Raw genomic sequence first — 16970 nt, 5'->3', positions numbered from 1 at the left:
GACGGTCTCCACCTTTTCCCCGGAAGCGATCGGTATTTATGATTTGAGGGCTACGCTTCAGACACGGCAACTACAGGCCCAGATGGCTGCGGCGGACTTGCGGCGGATGGGCGCGCAGCGCTTCCTCGATGGGATCGCAACCCCAGCCCGGAGCATCTGGAACCAGAATGCCGCCACGCTCGATCTGCGGCGTGCTGGTAAAGAGCGCGTCGTCCCAGGGCAGCCGATCCACGTCTACTTCCATCACGCGCAGATTCGGCACCGCCGCCGCAAAATGCACGTTCATCATCGTGGAGAGGTGGCTGTAGAAGTTATGCGGCGCGATATTGACGTCGAACGCGTCGGCCACGTTGGCAATCTTCATCGCCTGCCAGACGCCATTCCACACCGCATCGACAATGGCCACGTCCATCGACTGCGCCTTGAAGTAGGGCAGGAACTGGCGCACGCCAAACAGCGTCTCGCACGCGGCAATCGGCGCGTGACTGCGCTGGCGGATATACGCCATGGCGTCCGGGTTGTAGATATCGAGCTCGACCCAGAACAGATCGAAGTCCTTGATCGCATTGATCAGCGCAAGATAACCCTCGGTACGCGCGTTGAAGTTCAAATCGACCAGAATATCGACGTCCGGGCCAGCCCCATCGCGCAACGCTTCCAGGTGAGCGCGCAAATTCCGGATCAATGCCTTGTCGACGTTGAGCGACGGCGCATAAGGCGAACCGAATCCAGCCATCCACTGGCGCGGCTTGCCATGCTCATCGACAAACAGATTGGTCTTCAGCGCCGAAATGCCGGATTTGCGCGCATCTTCGCCGGCCTTCTTGACCCCGTCCAGATCGACGATGGCCGGTTGGTAGAGCTTGGGATGGGAGATCCGCCAGGTCGCGCAGTGAGACCAGTAAATCGGCACGCTGTCCCGATGCTTGCCGCCCAGCAACTGATAAACCGGCAACCCTAGCGACTTGGCCTTCGCATCGAGCAGCGCATTCTCGATGGCACCGATCGCCTCCGCACTGAGGCCGTAGGGAGCAGGACGCAACGATGCCGCCAGCCGCCCATAGGCCTCTTCGTGGTCGTACACCGACTTGCCGATTAAACGCGCGGCCAACTGTTCGATTACAGCGGTCAGCCCCGGCGGACCAAAGGACTCGTCGTACTCGCTCCAGCCAACCGTGCCATCAGACGTTACAACCTTCAAGAAGTAATAATTACGCCACCCCGCATCGCAGGCGATGGTCTCAAAGTGCTCAATACGCATGTTTCCTCGCTTTGTTGATCGCCAACAATTGATTGTTAACAATTAACGATAAATTTAGGCCGTGGTACAGAGCTGGGCAACTAACGTAAACCCGAGGAAGAGAGCTCGCCGGCCGAGGGATCCGTTTGGGGGGAAGGTGGCATGCGGAGGCCTCTTGCTGCCAGGGCGCACGCAGTTCGGCAGTGCAGCCTTCCTGGGGATAACCGGTGGCTACCAGATTTCTGGTAAGAGTGTGCGAAGGGGGACATTCAAGGAGTGAGAGCCGTCGAGATACTCTCCGCAGGCATACGCACCGACCAATCAATCGCATACGACCATTGGCCTTGAGGCCAATGGCACGCGTCTGGCGAACCGGTTAGCCTATCCAGGATAGGAAGTGCGCAAAAAGAGGAGTCGGAAGCTCATGAAAAAGTTCTTTGCGCTGATCGCGACCGCCACCCTGACCGGCACCGCATACGCCCAGTCCAATGTCACGCTGTACGGGATCGTCGATGCTGGTGTCGAATTCGTTACCAACGCAGGGGCCAACGGCAACAGTCTCACTCGACTGACTTCCGGGAATCTGTCTGGCTCGCGCTGGGGATTGCGTGGGGCCGAGGACTTGGGTCGCGGCCTGAAGGCCGTATTCGTCCTGGAAAGCGGATTTGATCTCGATACCGGCAGTTCGGCACAGGGCGGGCGTCTGTTCGGGCGCAATGCCTACGTCGGGGCGAACAGCCCCTACGGGTCGTTGCTGCTCGGCCGGCAGCAGACGGCCATGCGCGAGTTCGGCAATGTTTATGACCCGGCGCAACTGGCTGACCGCTACGGCATCCTGTCGATCGCGCCGGAGTTTGGCGCACGCGCGGACAACTCAATCAAATACGTTGGCCAGTTCGGCGGGTTGACCGCAGTAGCCTTCTATTCGTTCCAGTCCAACGGAAACGAGGTGCCCGGCGCCTATGTGTTCGGTCGCGATTTCGGTGCATTCTTCAACTATACCAAGGGCCCGTTTTCAATGGGCGTGTCCTACGACGATGCCCATGCCGGCACGCCTGCAAACCAGGCGCCAGTCTTCCGGCGCTATTCGGTGGCGGGCACGTACGCGACAGGGCCGGCGAAGGTATTCGCCGGCTACCGACTCGCCAAGGCGCTCGATGGCGCCACGCTGCCAGGTGCCCAAGCAGCAAATTCCGGATCGAATCTCTACTGGCTCGCGCTCGGGTATCAACTGACGCCAGCATTCTCGGTCACCAGCGCGGCTTACTACCAGGATTTCCGTCAGACCGGTTCGGATCCGTGGTTGTTCTCCATAATGGGCAACTATTCGTTGAGCAAGCGCACCGATATCTATGCTTCGGTTTCGTATGCGCTCAACAAGGACAAGTCGCAACTGGGCGTCAATGGCTTCAATAGCGGATCGGGCTCGACTGCCATCTTCAACGTGGAGCCCGGCGCGAACCAGTTCGGCGCGGTGGTGGGCATTCGTCACCGGTTTTGACGGGAGGCGGAGGTAGCAACGACATTGCGAATGCGTCCGAGAGTTCGATCTGGCGCTGCATCTGGTGCCGGGCTCGTGCACGCTGCCGCTGCCGCTGCCGCTGCCGCTGCCGCTGCCGCTGCCGCTGCCGCTGCCGGGCATCATGGCCGCGATCGTCGACGAGACCGGGCAGGATGTGCCGAACGACAGTGGCGGCATCCTCGTCGTCAAGCGTCCGTGGCCGATCTGGGGCGATCCGGAGCGCTTCAAGAAGAGCTATTTCCCGGAAGAGCTCGGCGGCAAGCTGTACCTGGCCGGCGATGGCTCGATTCGCGACAAGGAGACCGGCTACTTCACCATCATGGGCCGTATCGATGATGTGCTGACGTGGGGCAATGGCGCTCGAAGCCAAGGCGGCGGTTGAGGACACCTTGACGCGCGCCGACCGGGAACGTCCGTTCTTCGACTGATTACTGGTCTTGCCGATCAGCAGCATCCAGGCCGCCATGGCCGATTTTTGCCTGCCAGCCCGCACGAGGTTCGCTCCCCTACGGTTCAGGCCGCTGGCGGGGATCGGCAAAGGTCTGCTCCACAAACTCCCGCAACTGACTCAGGTCGGTCCGGGCATACGCCGCCGTGGTCTGCACCGAGGCATGCCCGAGCAGTGCTTGCGCGGCCGACAGCGGCACCTGGTGGTCGACCACCAGCGTGCGCGCATAGGCATGGCGTAACCAGTGCGGCGAGGCCTTGCGCAGCAAGGTCTGCGTGGCATCGTTGCCCGGCAAGCTGTCCGCCACCGCATCCAGGATGGATTTGACTTCACGGTACAACCCGGCGGTCTGCAGGGCCTCAGCCTTGTTGCCGTGAATGAGCGGCTGCGATTCATGCGCAGGTGGCTCGGCTGGCAGGCCACGCGCGAGGCGGTAGGCGCGCACCATGGTCACGCAGGCCGAAGGCAGCGGAATGGCGCGGCGCTTGTCACCCTTGCCGTGCACGTAGAGGGTCCAGCGCGCCGGTGCCTCGGCCTCGAGACGCGGTAACCCGGTATCCGCCGACCACGCCAGCTCCGCCAGGCGCACGCCGGCATAGCGGAACAGGGCCCAGATCGCGCGCCGGCGCAGGGTCGCCAGCGCGTCGACCTCATCGGCAATAGGTGTGGCGCACCACGCATCGCAGGCGGCCAGCAGCGTCGGCGGCAGCCACCGGGTCGGCGTAAAGGCGGCGCGGGCCCGGCTGCCCGCGGACAGACCCGCAGCCGGGTTCGCGTGCAGGTAGCCCGTGTCGTACCAGAAGCGGTAGCAACTCGCCACCACCGCCAGCGCGCGGGTGCGGGTTGCCTCGGCCAGCGGCCGACCCCGGGGTGTCGGGCCCTCACCGCGGCCGTCGGGGCTGCCCACGCCCTGCTGCAGCGCATGGCGGTAGGCGAGCAGGTGCTGGCGCGTCAGGTCGGACAGGGGCCCGTGCCCGTGCGTGTCGCACCAGGTGATCAGGCGGCGCAGTTCGGTGCCGTAGGCCCGCAGCGTGTGGGCCGAGCGGGTGGCGCGGTCGCGCAGAAAGTGCGCCAGTGCCTGGCCGTCGTCGCGGACGCCCAGCGTGTTGGTGAGCGCCTCGGGCTGCGCGAAGCGTCCGGCACGGGTCAGCCAGGCCAACGTGCGCGCATCCTGGGTCGCGAGCCACGGGCCGACGGCCGCAGACGTCGACACCGGGTTCGCGGGAGGCTGGGTCGCGTATTGTTGGAAGCGGCGCCGGTGGGTGTGCAGCAGCCGGGTCAGGACCGTTTCAGGGCCTGGCGCCTCCTCGGCGGAGACGGTGCGCAGGCGCCCGCGCTCCCAGTATTCGACCGCGGCGTCGTGCGCCAGCAGCAGCTTGAGCACGGTCGGCTGTGCGGCCTTGGCCTCGGCTAACGACCCATAGCGGAGCTTGACGCCCGCGAGCGTCCAGTGCGCGTAGACCGGATGGCCGAGCGCTGCGGCCAGGTAGGCCAGCGCCCCCTCAACGGTGGGCGGCAGGTGGCGCGGCGGCACGGTGGCCGTGCGACCCACGCGGCTGGATTCATGCGCGGCTCCCGCGCTTCGTGGCCGTCCTGGTCGCGGGCTTGCTTGCCGGTTTGGCTGCCCCTTTGGCCGGCGCGTTCGTCGACGATTTTGCCGGTCCGGGCTTCGCGGGAGGCGTCGCCGCGGCGAGCGTGGCGCGCAGCAGTTCGTCGAGTTGGGCGCGCTGGCTGGCGTTCACCGCCTTCAGGGCGCTGGCCTCGCCGGCGGCCGTCTGGCGCGCGGCGCGCTCGCCGGCGAGCTCTGCCTCGAGCCGGCTGTGCTCCTGCTCCAGCCCCGCGATGCGCCGCTCGGCGAATTTCAGCTGCGACGCCAGCCGGCTGCCCTCGGCCGCCAGCGCGTCGCGCTGGTGGGCGGTTTCCTGCAGCAGTTGTCTGGACAGACCCTCGTAGCGCGCCTGCGCACTGGCGATGGCCTCGGCCTGGGCGCGCTCGCCCGCCGCAAGGCGTTCCCCTGCGGTAGCCAGCGCCGCCTCGAGTTCGCCGGTGCGCGCGGCGAGCGCTTCGGCGCGGCCCGCCTCGGCAGCAGCGCCCGCGCGCGCCTCGGCCAGCGCGGTGTCGCGCGCGGCGAGCAGTGCACGCAGGTCGGCCAGCTCGTCGCGCAGCAGTTCGACCCGCAGGTCTGCCTCGGCGCGGGCGGACTGCGCGGCCTCCGCGGTCTGCTGCGCCTCGCGCCGCAGGCGCACCACGTCGTCGAGCTGCACCGCCACGGCTGCCTGCCACAGCGCACGCATCGCCTCGGCGATCTCCTCGGGGAGGTCCGGGATCGCGAGCTCCGCGAGACCCGCGCGCACCACCTCGGCCTCGATCGCGTTCAGGGTCCGGGAGAGCGTCGCCGGATCGCCGCCGCCGAGGCGCGCGCGCAGCTTGCGCACCGACACCGCACGGCGAAAGCGCGCCGCGGTGGGCGGCGCCGCGTCGCCGGCCTCGGCCAGCATGGCCAGCACGGTGGCGCGGATCTGTTCGGGGGGGACGGCGAGACGGGGCATGGCGGCTTCCGAGCGGGGATTTACATGCCATCTTACGCACGATCCTAACGTTAGGAGAGCTATTTATATATCGCTTGTAAGCAGCTAAACCGGATAAATTTCATTATCAGACCAAAACCGGCATCGAGAGCCCGCCGAACCGGTCTAACCGGCCCGCGGGGGCTCATAAAGGGTTCAAAAAGGCGGGAAAGCGACCAGTCAGCAAATGACTGTTTCGAAAGGGATTTCAGTGGGACATCGCCCGGAAACCCGCGTGGATGCTAGGAGCGGTTACCCCGGTAAGTCGAGTAGCGCAAGGGAATTACACCCTCACGCCCTCACAGATCCGGACATGAATCTCTCGATTCATCCGGCTCCTATCGTCCAACCGTGGTTTCCATGGCCCAGTGCGCAAATAGGCCCGGCTGCCGAGACTTGACGTCCTTCAGCCATGCCGCCGCACGTACCTTCCGGCCGCGGAGGTGTTTGTATTTCCGTTGAGCCCAGCGGACTAGCGCGGCATCTACTGCAAGCAGTACCTGCCCCAGCGCAGACCGATAAAATCGACCGTAGTACTGAATCCAACCGAGCAAAGTCGGACGGGTTCGGTCCGCCAACTCAGTCAGACCCAGGTCATAGCGGTGCAACACACTGCGACGGCGCAGCTCCTGCCGCATCGCCTTCGCAGCCTTGTTGCTGACTGCGGGTAAGAAGCCGACCGACAACTTGCCCACCCGATTTCTGACACTTCGCGGCCTGAACGTATAGCCGAGAAAGTCGAACTGACAGATCGGATAGCTTGCATGCCGGTTGGCCTGCTTGCAGTACACGATTTTGGTCTTCTCTGGATGCAGATCCAGCTTGCAATCGGCGAGCCGCGTCTCCAGCCCCTGCTTGAGCCGTTGCGCCTGCGCTTCGCTCTTGCAATGACAGATGGCGTCATCAGCATAACGCTCGAATGGCACGTCCGGATGATGCTTCTGCATCCACCGGTCGAACGCATAGTGGAGAAACAGGTTAGCCAGCACCGGACTCACAACCCCGGCAACAACATAGCAAACTCGCGGGTAAGATGTGGCCTTCGCATATCAAGGGAGTGCCTGGCGCCATGGTCCAGAGAATGTCTTGCCATTGATGCGGTTCTCGTGCTTGAGGCCGTTGCTCCCACTGACTGGGAGTCGCATCGATGACACGGGGACGACGCAAGCACTGGCGAGTGCGTCTCGCTTTTGAGCCGAACCGATATTCCGGCGAACAATTGCAGAAGGCCTACGAACGGCTCAGTCCAGTGGACGCGCGCAGCACTGCGAGGCCATCGGATGCCGAGCCCGAAGTGGCGGCACAACGGGCTATGAAGCGAGGGAAGCGATGAACAACGCTGCCATGGTCGCGCTTTACGCGCGCGTGTCGTCTGAGCAACAAAGCAAACGCGGAACGATTGACAGCCAGATCGCAGCATTGAAGGAGCGGATTCAGGCGGACGGTGCGCAGATTGTGGAGGACCTGTGCTTCATTGATGCCGGGGTGAGCGGTGCAACGCTGGTTAGGCCGCAACTTGAGCGCCTGCGGGACGCCGCCGCACTTGGGACGATCGATCGGCTGTACATCCTGTCGCCAGACCGGCTGGCACGCAAGTACGCGCATCAGGCGCTGCTGATGGAAGAGTTGTCCGCGTGCGGCGTACAGGTGATGTTCCTCAACCACGCAATTGGCACGACGCCGGAAGAGTCACTGCTCTTGCAGATGCAGGGCATGATTGCGGAATACGAGCGGGCCAAGATCGCTGAGCGCAACCGCCGTGGCAAGCTTCACGGTGCCAAACGTGGCAACGTCAATGTGCTATCTGGGGCGCCTTACGGCTATCGCTATATCCGCAGGCAGCTCGACGGGACGCCGGCCCACTACGTCATCGAACTGCCCCAAGCCGCAACGGTAAAAGCGATGTTCCAATGGGTGGGTCTGGAGCGCCTGAGCATCGGAGAAGTGGTACGCCGGCTTGCCGAGGCCGGTACCGAGACGGCTTCGGGTAAGCCGTTCTGGGATCGTAGCGTGGTGTGGGGCATATTGCGCAATCCGGCTTACATGGGACGGGCCGCGTTCGGCAAAACGCAGGTGCGCGATCATCTGCATGTACGCGTACGTGCCCAACGCCACAGCGCTGATGTGCCCAGGAAACCGTATTCGACGATACGCGCGGATCCGCAGCAATGGATCGAAATTCCGGTGCCGGCCATCATCAGTGAAGCGCTGTTTCATACGGTCCAGGAGCAGCTTGCCGAGAACCGCAAGCGTGCACGTCAGAGACGGGATAATGCGCCGCTGCGCCTGCTGCAGGGGCTGACTGTATGCGGACAGTGCCGTTACGCCTATTACGCGAAAAAAGTTAGCAAAGCCGCAGCCAAAGGACATCAGCGGGATTACGCCTATTACCGCTGCGTAGGAACCGACGCCTATCGTTTCGGCGGCGAACGCATCTGTGACAATCTGCAGGTACGAACCGACAAGCTCGACGATCTTGTATGGCAGCAAGTTGTGGAGTTGCTCAGGCAACCAGATCGACTGAGGGGAGAATACGAACGTCGACTGGACGTGTTGGAGCGAAATGAAAAGAACGGCTTCGACACCACCAGCCTGGACAAGCAGCGGCTTCAGCTTGAAAAAGGCAAGTCACGACTGATTGACAGCTACGCGGACGGCATCATCGACAAGGCCGACTTCGAGCCGAAGATGCAGCAGTTGAAGAACCGGCTTGTGCAGATTGAACAGCAGATCCTGGAATCACGGCGCCACGGAGCAGTGCAAAGCGAGCTGTTTCTGGTCATCAACCGGCTTGAGGAATTTGCAACCGCGGTCACCGAGAGGCTGGATACGATTGACCTTGAAACGAAACGCAAGATCGTTCTGGGTCTAGTCAAACGTGTCGAGATCCACAAGGATGAAATCGTAGTTGTGTTCCGCGTCGATCCGCAGCCGCCGGCTTCAAGCAGCGAAAATTCGAACGACTCAGACGAGGGACTGGAAAATATGCAACATTGTAGGCGGCGTACTGACACCGCCTTGCGGCGTACCCTTGTCCGGATGCACCACGGTCCCGTCAGGCATTTGCACGGGTGCCTTGAGCCAACGCTCGATATACAGCAGCACCCACGCGCAGTCCGTATGACAGCGCACCGCGCGCATCATGAATTCCCAGTCGATACTACCGAAGAAATTCTTGATGTCGAGGTCGAGCACCCACTCGTACTCCCAGCATCGCTGCCGAGCCACGTTGAGCGCCTGATGCGCCGATCGTCCGGGACGATATCCATATGAGTCGCGGTGAAACACAGGTTCCACGAGCGGCTCCAGGTATCGCTTGACCACCGTCTGAGCGATGCGATCCGAAATCGTGGCTATCCCCAACGGCCTCGTTCCCGCACCCCCGTCCTTTGGTATATCAACCCGTAAGACTGGCGGTGGCATGTAGCTGCCAGAGGACATCCGATTCCAGATCCGATACAGATTGCTCTTCAAATCCGCCTCGAATTCCTTCATCGACTGTCCATCCACGCCCGCCGCCCCGCGGTTGGCCTTCACCTGCTGATACGCTTCCCACACCTCACGTTTGGAAATACAAAACGGTTTTGCCTTATCCATGCGAGTCCTCCCCTTGCGGGTTGCCCGCAGCACAAAGCCAGACGATGACGCCCCTTCGGTCCAGCCCCATTACAGGACCTTCAACCCTACTACGAACGTCTCCGCCCCTGTGCCCCGCATCGGTACTCTCATCCTTGCGGAGTCCTTCCGCTTGGATTTCTCCCTTCGCATCGGGACGACAGGTTCCCAAGTTCCTTACCGAAGCCTGAATCAAAGTCACGCCGCCTTTATGCCGGATGCCGATTGGGCCGTCAGCAGGCATCGCCCAACCTTGTCCCGGAGCGTGCAATCCCCCCGGTTTTGACATCGATTATGATTCTTACGACACGTCATCAGCGGTTCACTCACGTTCGTCTCTTTGACTCCCACCTGCCGGGGTTCCCCCCGACTTTTCCAACAACGCTCACCACGAGGGCTCTTTACCCATCTCCTTATACAGAAGTAGTACCGTCCCCGCAGCGGTGCATGGAGCCTGCGGTCGCGGAAATTTCGAGGTAAGGGGTTGTTAACTTCGCCAGACTCGCGTTTACTCTCGGATTTTGGCGCAGCAATGGGCAACGAGTCGGGGGCATGGGTGGACGAGGAATTTGAGAGTCTGGATCTTGGTGATCCGCGGCGGGATCGGCGCGCCAAGGAATTGCTCAAGCGGTTTGCGGCTCTGCCTACGGCGAGCATTCCCGGCGCATGCGATGACTGGTCCCAAACCATTGGGGCGTATCGGTTTCTCGGCAACGAGCAGATCGATTGGCGGGACGTGATGCAGCCGCATTGGGAGCGCACGGCGGAAAGAGTCGCGCAGTTTCCGGTAGTGCTGTGCATCGCTGATACGACCGAGCTGAACTTCAATGGCCAGGAAACCGAGGGGCTGGGGCCGCTGAGCTACGAAGCCCAGCGAGGCATGTTCTTGCATCCGACCTACGCGGTGACGCCTGACCGTGAACCGCTGGGGGTGATCGATGCCTGGATGTGGGCTCGGGAATCAAAGGACGCCGACGGCAACCGCGGCGGGATCAAGGAAAGCGTACGCTGGACTGAAGGGTATGAACGCGTTGCGGAGCAAGCCGCGCTGTTGCCCCGGACACGGTTGGTGTATGTGACGGACCGCGAGGGTGATATTGCCGAGTTGATGGCGCGCGCCCAGGAACTGGGCCAACCGGCCGACTGGTTGATCCGCAGCCAACACAACCGCAACCTTGCTGAGGGCGGCAAGTTGTGGGATAGCGTCGGCGCCAGCCCGGTACTCGGGGAAATCACCTTTATCTTGCCAGGGCGTGCAGGCCAGAAGGCGCGCGAGGTTCAACAGGAGCTACGCGCACAACGTGTGAAGCTACCCGGCCTGGATGGCCCGACTCTCACCTGTGTAGAGGCCAGGGAGATCGGAGCGCCCGCAGGCGTCAAGCCAGTGGTGTGGCGGCTGTTGACGAACCGAGAAGCACAGGATGCCGATGCGGTCATCGAGCTGGTTGAATGGTATCGGGCCAGGTGGGAGATCGAGATGTACTTCCATGTCCTGAAGACCGGCTGCAAGGTCGAAGCGCTACAGCTATCGCACATGGATCGTGTGGAGCGGGCCTTGGCGTTGTATATGGTGGTGGCGTGGCGCATTGCCCGCCTGATGCGATTGGGCAGAACCTGCCCGGATCTGGATGCGTCCCTGTTCTTTGACGCCGACGAGATTCGGGGAGCATACGTGCTTGCCAAGAAGGCCCGCCCGAAGACACCGGTCACACTCAATCAGATGATTCGGTTGGTTGCTTCCCTGGGTGGGTTCCTTGGGCGGAAGAGCGATGGCGAGCCCGGCGCTAAGACGATCTGGATCGGCATGCAGCGAACCATGGACGCCGCGCTCACCATTCAAGCACTGCGGGAAGAGTCATGACTTCTGTATAAGGAAATGCTCTTTACCCACGCAGCTTGTGGCGGTTTGAAGCCTGCTCCTGCAAGCCGACTTCGAGGGGCCGGCCCTCATCTTCGATAAAGCATCGCAAGCATCGGTCTTCTGATGCTCACGTTCTCCCCCGGCGTCAGGATAGATGTCACGTCACCTGATTCTTAGAGACGAAGACCGGGGGCGGTAAAATCAGGGGTAAATGAAAGCCTACTCAGCAGAAAGAAAGGAAGCGCTGGTTCGTCGCATGATGCCGCCAGAAAACGCGCTGGTTTCAGCGTTGGCCAGGGAAACGGGGATTACCGAGCAGACGTTGTACACGTGGCGCCGACAGGCGAAAGGAAAGGGGCTGGTCGTGCCGGGCGATGGGAAGAATCCCGAAGGATGGTCTTCGGAAGACAAGTTTGCGGTGGTGCTGGAAACCGCCCCGTTCAATGCCGCGGAGCTGGCCGAGTACTGCCGGCGAAAGGGTCTTTATCCCGAACAGATCGCCGCCTGGCGGGCCGCATGTCTGACAGCCAATGCGAACGCTGCGGAGCAGGCGCGCGAGCAGCGGCATCAGTCGAAAGACGACAGGAAACGCATCCAGCAGCTCGAGAAGGAATTACAGCGCAAGGAGAAAGCGCTGGCGGAAGCGGCTGCGCTGCTGATTCTGAGAAAAAAAGCCCAGGCGATTTGGGGAAACAAAGAGGACGATTGATCAACGTCCCGGATCGCCTGTTATGTGTATCGTTGATTCGCGAGGCGGCGCAGTCCGGCTGTCGGTTGGAGAAGGCTTGCAAAGAGCTGGGCGTGAGCCTGCGCACGTTCCAGCGCTGGGTGGCTGACGGCGACGCAGTGCCGGCCGATCGCCGCACGACGACCGTGCGGCCGGCGCCGGGCAACAAACTGAGCGACACCGAACGGCAACAGATTCTTGAGGTTGCCAACAGTGAGGAGTTTGCCAGCCTGCCGCCCAGCCAGATCGTGCCGGGTCTGGCGGACCGCGGCGTGTACCTCGCGTCGGAGTCGAGCTTTTACCGTGTGCTGCGCAGCGTTTCGCAGCAGCACCACCGGGGTCGTGCGCGCCAACCCTCGGCTCGGGTGGTGACCAGTCATTGTGCGACGGCGCCGAACCAGGTCTGGTCGTGGGACATCACGTGGCTGCCGTCGGCGGTCAAGGGACGGTATTACTACTGGTACATGATGCTGGACGTGTTCAGCCGCAAGATTGTCGGTCACGAAGTGCATGAGGCGGAATCGGCGGAACTGGCCGCGCTGCTGATGCGGCGTGCCAGTCTGGCCGAGAGCCTGGCGGGACGTCCGCTGGTGCTGCACTCGGATAACGGCAGCCCGATGAAAGGCGCGACGATGCTCGCCACCCTGGAAAACCTGGGGGTGGTGGCGTCGTTCAGCCGGCCGCGCGTGAGCAACGACAACCCGTACGCCGAGTCGCTGTTCCGCACTTGCAAGTACCGGCCTGACTACCCACGCAGGCCCTTTGGCAGTGTCGATGAGGCCCGTGCCTGGACGAAGAAGTTCGTGCGTTGGTACAACCACGAGCACAAGCACAGCGGCCTGAAATTCGTCACGCCGGCGCAGCGTCATAACGGTGTAGCCGCTGCTGTGCTCGCGCAGCGCAAGGGCGTGTACGCAGAGGCCAAGGCGCGCAATCCGCAGCGTTGGTCTCGATCGACGCGCAATTGGGAGCTGGAGAACGAAGTCTGGCTCAATCCGGAGCGGATGCAGCCGCAAGAACTAAAGCAGTCCGCATGAAGTGACGCGTCAACTATCTTGACAACCGCCGTTCTTGGCACACATTGCACCAAAATCAAGGAGACCCCAGGTTGGGTGGAGTCCTCAGATCAACGCTTCAGCCTGTCGTGGCGCCGACATTCCCTGGAGGTATTTCAGCGGCCTGCTAGGTCTACAAGATGTTCTATTGGTGTCTTATCTGGCATTCACAGTCTCGCGCTAGTTCTCAATGTCTCTGCGTTCTTTCGCTCAATTCAGCACACCGTTTTTCCTTAGTCAAATGGGTTCAGCACTCGGACACCCAGCCCCGCGAAGTCTTCTACGTTACGCGTTACAACGGTCAGGTCATGTATCAGGGCAGTTGCCGCAATCAGCTTGTCTAGCGCGTGCTCGGGATGCGGAACCCGAAGGCGTCCCCACACCTGGCCAACTGCCTCGTCCACCGAAAGGATGTTCTGCGCGAAATCACTCAGAACAGTCTCCAGCCATGCGTCAAGCATTGCTGCCTGCTGCTCATCGCCACGGTGACGAACCACCTCGACACCTCGCCGCAACTCTCCCACAGTCACCACGGACAGGTAGAGGCCGTCATCCTTTTTGACTGCCTGACGAAAGAATGCCAGTACACCTTTGTTAGCACGCAGGCGCTTTCGCACCTCGCTGATGACATTGGTATCAACCAAATACACGCGCGACATCTCCCACGTCATCAATGCGCGCAAAGTCGGCGTCCTCGCCAACGTTGGGCATGCTCATAAGGACTTCCGCAAAACTCTTGCGCTTCGTCCCGCTCAACGCCTTGGCCAAGATTTCACGATGCTCGGCTTCAGCGCTACGCCCGTGAGCTGCTGCCGCTTCACGCAGTCGTTGCACGAGTGCCTCATCGACATTTCGAACCAAAAGATTTGCCATTGCTACTCCTTGTCTTTGTGCTATCAATGATAGCACGCACACAACGAAGTGCAAGCATTGATAGCATCAGAGCGGAGCGCCAACACCTCGTTGAGGTATCGGCATTTGTGATTAGCTCTTTACACCCAGCCGGCGCCCAACTCGGCTATCGCCTCTCGATATTCTTTCTTCGGCACTTCCAAATAGGGAGCAACCTGATCCAGCTCGGCATGTCCCAACAGCAGTTGCACGGTTTCGAGCGAATGCCCCTGCGCCAGAAGCCGGCTGGCGAACGTCCGCCGTCCAGAGTGGCTGCTGTAGCCATTCCCAAGCCCTGCCGCCCGATAGAGTCCCGTCACATAGCTTTGCAGGCTGTCCGCCGCAAGGTAGTCGACCCGGTCGCCGGCCTCGTTGATTCTGCCCCAGGAGCGCTAGGCCGGTCGGACGGGCCTGGCGGTTGCCGTGGTTGCGCTCTTCCGGTAGTGGGGCGTCCCACGTATCCAGGCCCAGCCGTTACGTCGAACTTAAAATGCAATTAATCGCCAAGCTTCCCCTGCAACCATCAATTGCCGGCTGGCACGAGAGAGTTCCCCTCTGCATAGAAGGCAGCCAGTCCCGTTTCGAATTATAATTTCACCATCATGAAATAATCTGGCCCGCCGCCTCCACGCTGGCTTGCCTTCTCCACGGGACGGTCCTTTATGCCGCGACCACTACCTGATCCGACGCCACCGTCGCGCGCGACGATTCGCACCATTCACCAACTGGGCGACCGCATTCGCGCCACCCGGGCAGGGGAAGGGATGCCCATAGACCAGGCGGCGAGGCATTGCGGTGTCTCTGTAGGCATGCTGTCCAAGCTCGAAAACGGCAAGGGCGTCAATCTCGAGCGCGCCCTGCGGGTGCTGGACGGACTGGGTTTGACGATGCTGGTCGTGCCCAAGGCGCATGCACCTTGGCTCGAGGAGGCTGCGGCCCATGCGTCCAAGACCGGCGAGCTGGCAGCGTGGTATTAGTCCTTAGCGGGGCTGCCATGCTGGCGTTTGTGGTCAGCATCGGCGTCAAAGTTGGGAGTCGCCGATGCGCGAAGCCAGCCGGGTCTGACTCAGCCGAGGTCAGACAAAATGCCGCGTGCGAGAAGCGCGCTCCCCGGGTGCCGTGGCGCGGAGATGGGTTGCTGTGTGCCTTCGCTGAGCCGGCTGTCCATGCCATAACTTCAACCTATCGAGCCGCGTCAATGGGGTGCGACGCCTTCGCCGATTGGGATGGTGCCCCCGGCGAACGCCTCGCTTGCAGTTGCTGCGCCCGTTTTGCATCCTCCGGGCGAACCTGCCCCGCCTGCTGGCCGGCCAGATCCATCCGCGATGCGCCTTCGATGAGGCAGGCCCAGTAGCGGGCGCCGCGGCACCAGGTCTTGATCGCCTCGCGCAATTCGGCCTCCGTGAGGGCAAGCTTATGGGCATGCGGGAGGAGATCCTCGAAGAGGCCGATCTTGAGCGGCACCTTGGGTGCCGGGTGCTTCGGAAAGGCTAGCGGAAAACGCCGTCCGGATCGACCGGCTTTGCCGGATTGGCTGGCGTGGCTTCCCGGGCGCGGGGCGGCCTGGCCCGCTTCGGAGCCTTGGCAACCTTTTCGGCCTTTGCCTGCTCTGCCAGTTGTGCTTTAAGTGCCGCCAGTTGTTCGAAGCCCATCGTCTCTAGTGGTTATCGCGTGGAGCGATTTTAGCAGCCGCGTCCCCTTCGGGGCTTGCCACGCGGGTGCGCCTTACGTCTTCGCGGTCCACCCAATACGATGTCGCTCCTGGGTGGCCTCGTGCCGCGCATCCTCTTCGCTGTGCAGGTAGCCGCTGGTGGTCGCGATCGAGGCATGGCCAAAATTGTCCCGCACATAGCGCAGGTCGACCTGCTGGTCGGTCATGTGCGAGCCGGCGGTGTGGCGCAGCCAGTGGGCCGAGGCGCTCGCCAGGACATCGGCCTGCGCCGCCCACTCGGGCCCACGCGCCCGCAGCCGCGCGGCCGCCAGGCCGAACACCTCCTTCAGGATCAAGTGCAGCGCGCCGCGTGACAGGCCTTTTTCTTCGTGCTGCCGGTCCTTGCGGCCAATCACCGGCAGCAGCAGCGGGCGCGTCTCGCCGGGCTGCGGGGTGGGCGCCAGCCCGTGGGCGCGGCGGTAGCGCGCCAGTTCGGCAATCAGTTCGTCGGTGGCCGGCACCAGCCGGGTCTTGTTGCCCTTGCCGGTCACCTCCAGCCACCAGCGCTCGACGCCCTGGGCATCACGCCGGCAAAAAAACGCGCCCATCGCCGTGCCGGTGACCTCCGCCGCCCGCAACCCGCCCAGATAGAGCACGGTCAAGAGCCAGCGGCAGCGCGCCGCGTGCAGGCGTTCACGCTCGGTCGCGACCGGCATCGCCTCGATGGTGGCCTTGACCGCGTCCCACAAGTTGTGACTGAGGTAGCGCGTGATGCGCGGCCGGGTCGGCGCGCGCCGGCGGCGCGCCAGCGCGAGCGGATTGCCGGCCAGATAGCCGGCCTCGGTCAGCCAGGCGAAGAGGGCATTCAGAATGACCAGCGCGTGGCGCACGCTCGCGGGCGACAGCGGCCCCGCAAACGGGCGCCAGTCGGGGTGGCTGCGGGCGAGCTTCTTGCTGCCGGACAGCACCCAGCGCGCGGCCGGCTGCGGGTCGGCCAGGAAGCGTTCATAGACCAGCAGGTCCTCGTGCGTCAGCGAAGACAGCGGCTTGCCGAGTTGCAGCACGGCCCACAGCAGCAGCCGCTCGACCTCGCGGCGGTAGGCGCTCACGGTCGCCGGGGTGTCGGCATAGCGCGCGAGCCAGGCGGTGACGGCGGCCAGGTCGTCGGACGCGGCAATGCGGGTGGCCGTGGCGGGCGCGCGGTTGCTGCCGGCGGCGCCGGAGAGCGCGGGCGGCAAGTGCAGGCGCTCGAGCGGGGTGGGCGGCGCCGCGGCTGAGGTTGGCAGGGGTTCGAGGGGGAGGAGTTCCATGGGCGGGGAGTCGGCCGGGGCGTTAGTTTGCACAATTTTGTATCCGATACGTGGCCGTGAAAGCGACGCAGTCCGGGCGTGCG

General features: G+C 62.9%; 15 protein-coding genes and 2 pseudogenes. 6 read left to right on the top strand and 11 right to left on the bottom strand.

Translation table 11 applies throughout. The features are described 5' to 3' along the window. Nucleotides 1–70 precede the first annotated feature (70 nt). Nucleotides 71–1261 carry a mandelate racemase/muconate lactonizing enzyme family protein gene (locus KB879_RS32505; RefSeq protein ID WP_211983563.1) on the bottom strand — a complete coding sequence of 397 codons (1191 nt, stop codon included), beginning with the start codon at nt 1259–1261 and terminating at the stop codon, nt 71–73. A gap of 403 nt (nt 1262–1664) precedes the next feature. On the opposite strand from KB879_RS32505, the gene KB879_RS32500 reads away from it, so the two are divergent. Together KB879_RS32500 and KB879_RS32495 are read left to right on the top strand one after the other, a co-directional pair. After that, nucleotides 1665–2741, top strand: coding sequence for a porin (locus KB879_RS32500; protein ID WP_211983561.1), 1077 nt, complete (start codon nt 1665–1667; stop codon nt 2739–2741). 52 nt (nt 2742–2793) lie between these two features. Continuing rightward, nucleotides 2794–3105 (top strand): annotated as a pseudogene (locus KB879_RS32495) (acetyl-coenzyme A synthetase); the annotation flags it as partial. A gap of 163 nt (nt 3106–3268) precedes the next feature. Here the strand turns inward: KB879_RS32495 and KB879_RS32490 are convergent. The 3 genes from KB879_RS32490 to KB879_RS32480 all read right to left on the bottom strand — a co-directional run bounded on the left by KB879_RS32490 (nt 3269) and on the right by KB879_RS32480 (nt 6766). Further along, complete coding sequence (locus tag KB879_RS32490; RefSeq protein WP_249221467.1) at nt 3269–4762, bottom strand: tyrosine-type recombinase/integrase; 1494 nt, start codon at nt 4760–4762, stop codon at nt 3269–3271. 10 nt (nt 4763–4772) lie between these two features. Continuing rightward, nucleotides 4773–5759, bottom strand: a complete 987-nt coding sequence (locus KB879_RS32485) for a DNA-binding protein (protein ID WP_211983559.1) — start codon at nt 5757–5759, stop codon at nt 4773–4775. 356 nt (nt 5760–6115) lie between these two features. Further along, nucleotides 6116–6766, bottom strand: a complete 651-nt coding sequence (locus KB879_RS32480) for a reverse transcriptase domain-containing protein (protein WP_211983557.1) — start codon at nt 6764–6766, stop codon at nt 6116–6118. 340 nt (nt 6767–7106) lie between these two features. Between KB879_RS32480 and KB879_RS39655 the strand changes: the two are divergent. After that, nucleotides 7107–8210: pseudogene (locus tag KB879_RS39655) on the top strand (recombinase family protein); the annotation flags it as partial. A gap of 531 nt (nt 8211–8741) precedes the next feature. Here KB879_RS39655 and KB879_RS32470 read toward each other — a convergent pair. Beyond that, a complete protein-coding gene (locus tag KB879_RS32470) occupies nt 8742–9200 on the bottom strand; it encodes a reverse transcriptase domain-containing protein (RefSeq protein WP_249221568.1) in 459 nt (152 codons plus the stop codon). A 769-nt stretch (nt 9201–9969) separates the two neighbouring features. Between KB879_RS32470 and KB879_RS32465 the strand changes: the two genes are divergently transcribed. Both KB879_RS32465 and KB879_RS32460 read left to right on the top strand, forming a co-directional pair. After that, complete coding sequence (locus tag KB879_RS32465) at nt 9970–11253, top strand: IS4 family transposase (RefSeq protein WP_249221529.1); 1284 nt, start codon at nt 9970–9972, stop codon at nt 11251–11253. 211 nt (nt 11254–11464) lie between these two features. After that, nucleotides 11465–13017 (top strand): IS3 family transposase gene (locus KB879_RS32460; protein ID WP_249221202.1). Its coding sequence is split into 2 segments (ribosomal slippage): nt 11465–11927 and nt 11927–13017, totalling 1554 coding nucleotides; the frame shifts between segments, so codons are not numbered across the junction. 251 nt (nt 13018–13268) lie between these two features. On the opposite strand, the gene KB879_RS32455 is transcribed toward KB879_RS32460, so the two are convergent. The 3 genes from KB879_RS32455 to KB879_RS32445 form a co-directional block, all read right to left on the bottom strand. Further along, nucleotides 13269–13685, bottom strand: coding sequence for a type II toxin-antitoxin system VapC family toxin (locus KB879_RS32455; protein ID WP_211983554.1), 417 nt, complete (start codon nt 13683–13685; stop codon nt 13269–13271). Next, a complete protein-coding gene (locus KB879_RS32450) occupies nt 13672–13908 on the bottom strand; it encodes a DNA-binding protein (protein WP_211983553.1) in 237 nt (78 codons plus the stop codon). The genes KB879_RS32455 and KB879_RS32450 overlap by 14 nt, the downstream gene beginning before the upstream one ends. Before the next feature lie 119 nt (nt 13909–14027). Next, nucleotides 14028–14246 carry a tyrosine-type recombinase/integrase gene (locus KB879_RS32445; RefSeq protein ID WP_249221466.1) on the bottom strand — a complete coding sequence of 73 codons (219 nt, stop codon included), beginning with the start codon at nt 14244–14246 and terminating at the stop codon, nt 14028–14030. Between the two features lie 342 nt (nt 14247–14588). Here KB879_RS32445 and KB879_RS32440 point away from each other — a divergent pair, with 342 nt between their 5' ends. Continuing rightward, a complete protein-coding gene (locus KB879_RS32440) occupies nt 14589–14903 on the top strand; it encodes a helix-turn-helix domain-containing protein (RefSeq protein WP_211983552.1) in 315 nt (104 codons plus the stop codon). Nucleotides 14904–15108: 205 nt separating this feature from the next. Here KB879_RS32440 and KB879_RS40525 read toward each other — a convergent pair whose 3' ends face one another. The 3 genes from KB879_RS40525 to KB879_RS32430 all read right to left on the bottom strand — a co-directional run bounded on the left by KB879_RS40525 (nt 15109) and on the right by KB879_RS32430 (nt 16887). After that, on the bottom strand, nt 15109–15390 hold the full coding sequence (locus KB879_RS40525) for a ProQ/FinO family protein (protein ID WP_371827459.1): 282 nt from the start codon (nt 15388–15390) through the stop codon (nt 15109–15111). 26 nt (nt 15391–15416) lie between these two features. Further along, a complete protein-coding gene (locus KB879_RS40520) occupies nt 15417–15578 on the bottom strand; it encodes a hypothetical protein (protein WP_371827458.1) in 162 nt (53 codons plus the stop codon). 73 nt (nt 15579–15651) lie between these two features. Next, complete coding sequence (locus KB879_RS32430; protein ID WP_211983551.1) at nt 15652–16887, bottom strand: tyrosine-type recombinase/integrase; 1236 nt, start codon at nt 16885–16887, stop codon at nt 15652–15654. Between the last annotated feature and the right edge of the window lie 83 nt (nt 16888–16970).

Source organism: Cupriavidus sp. KK10 (genome assembly GCF_018223725.1).
GTDB lineage: Bacteria > Pseudomonadota > Gammaproteobacteria > Burkholderiales > Burkholderiaceae > Cupriavidus > Cupriavidus necator.
This window is presented reverse-complemented; position numbering and strand designations above follow the sequence as displayed.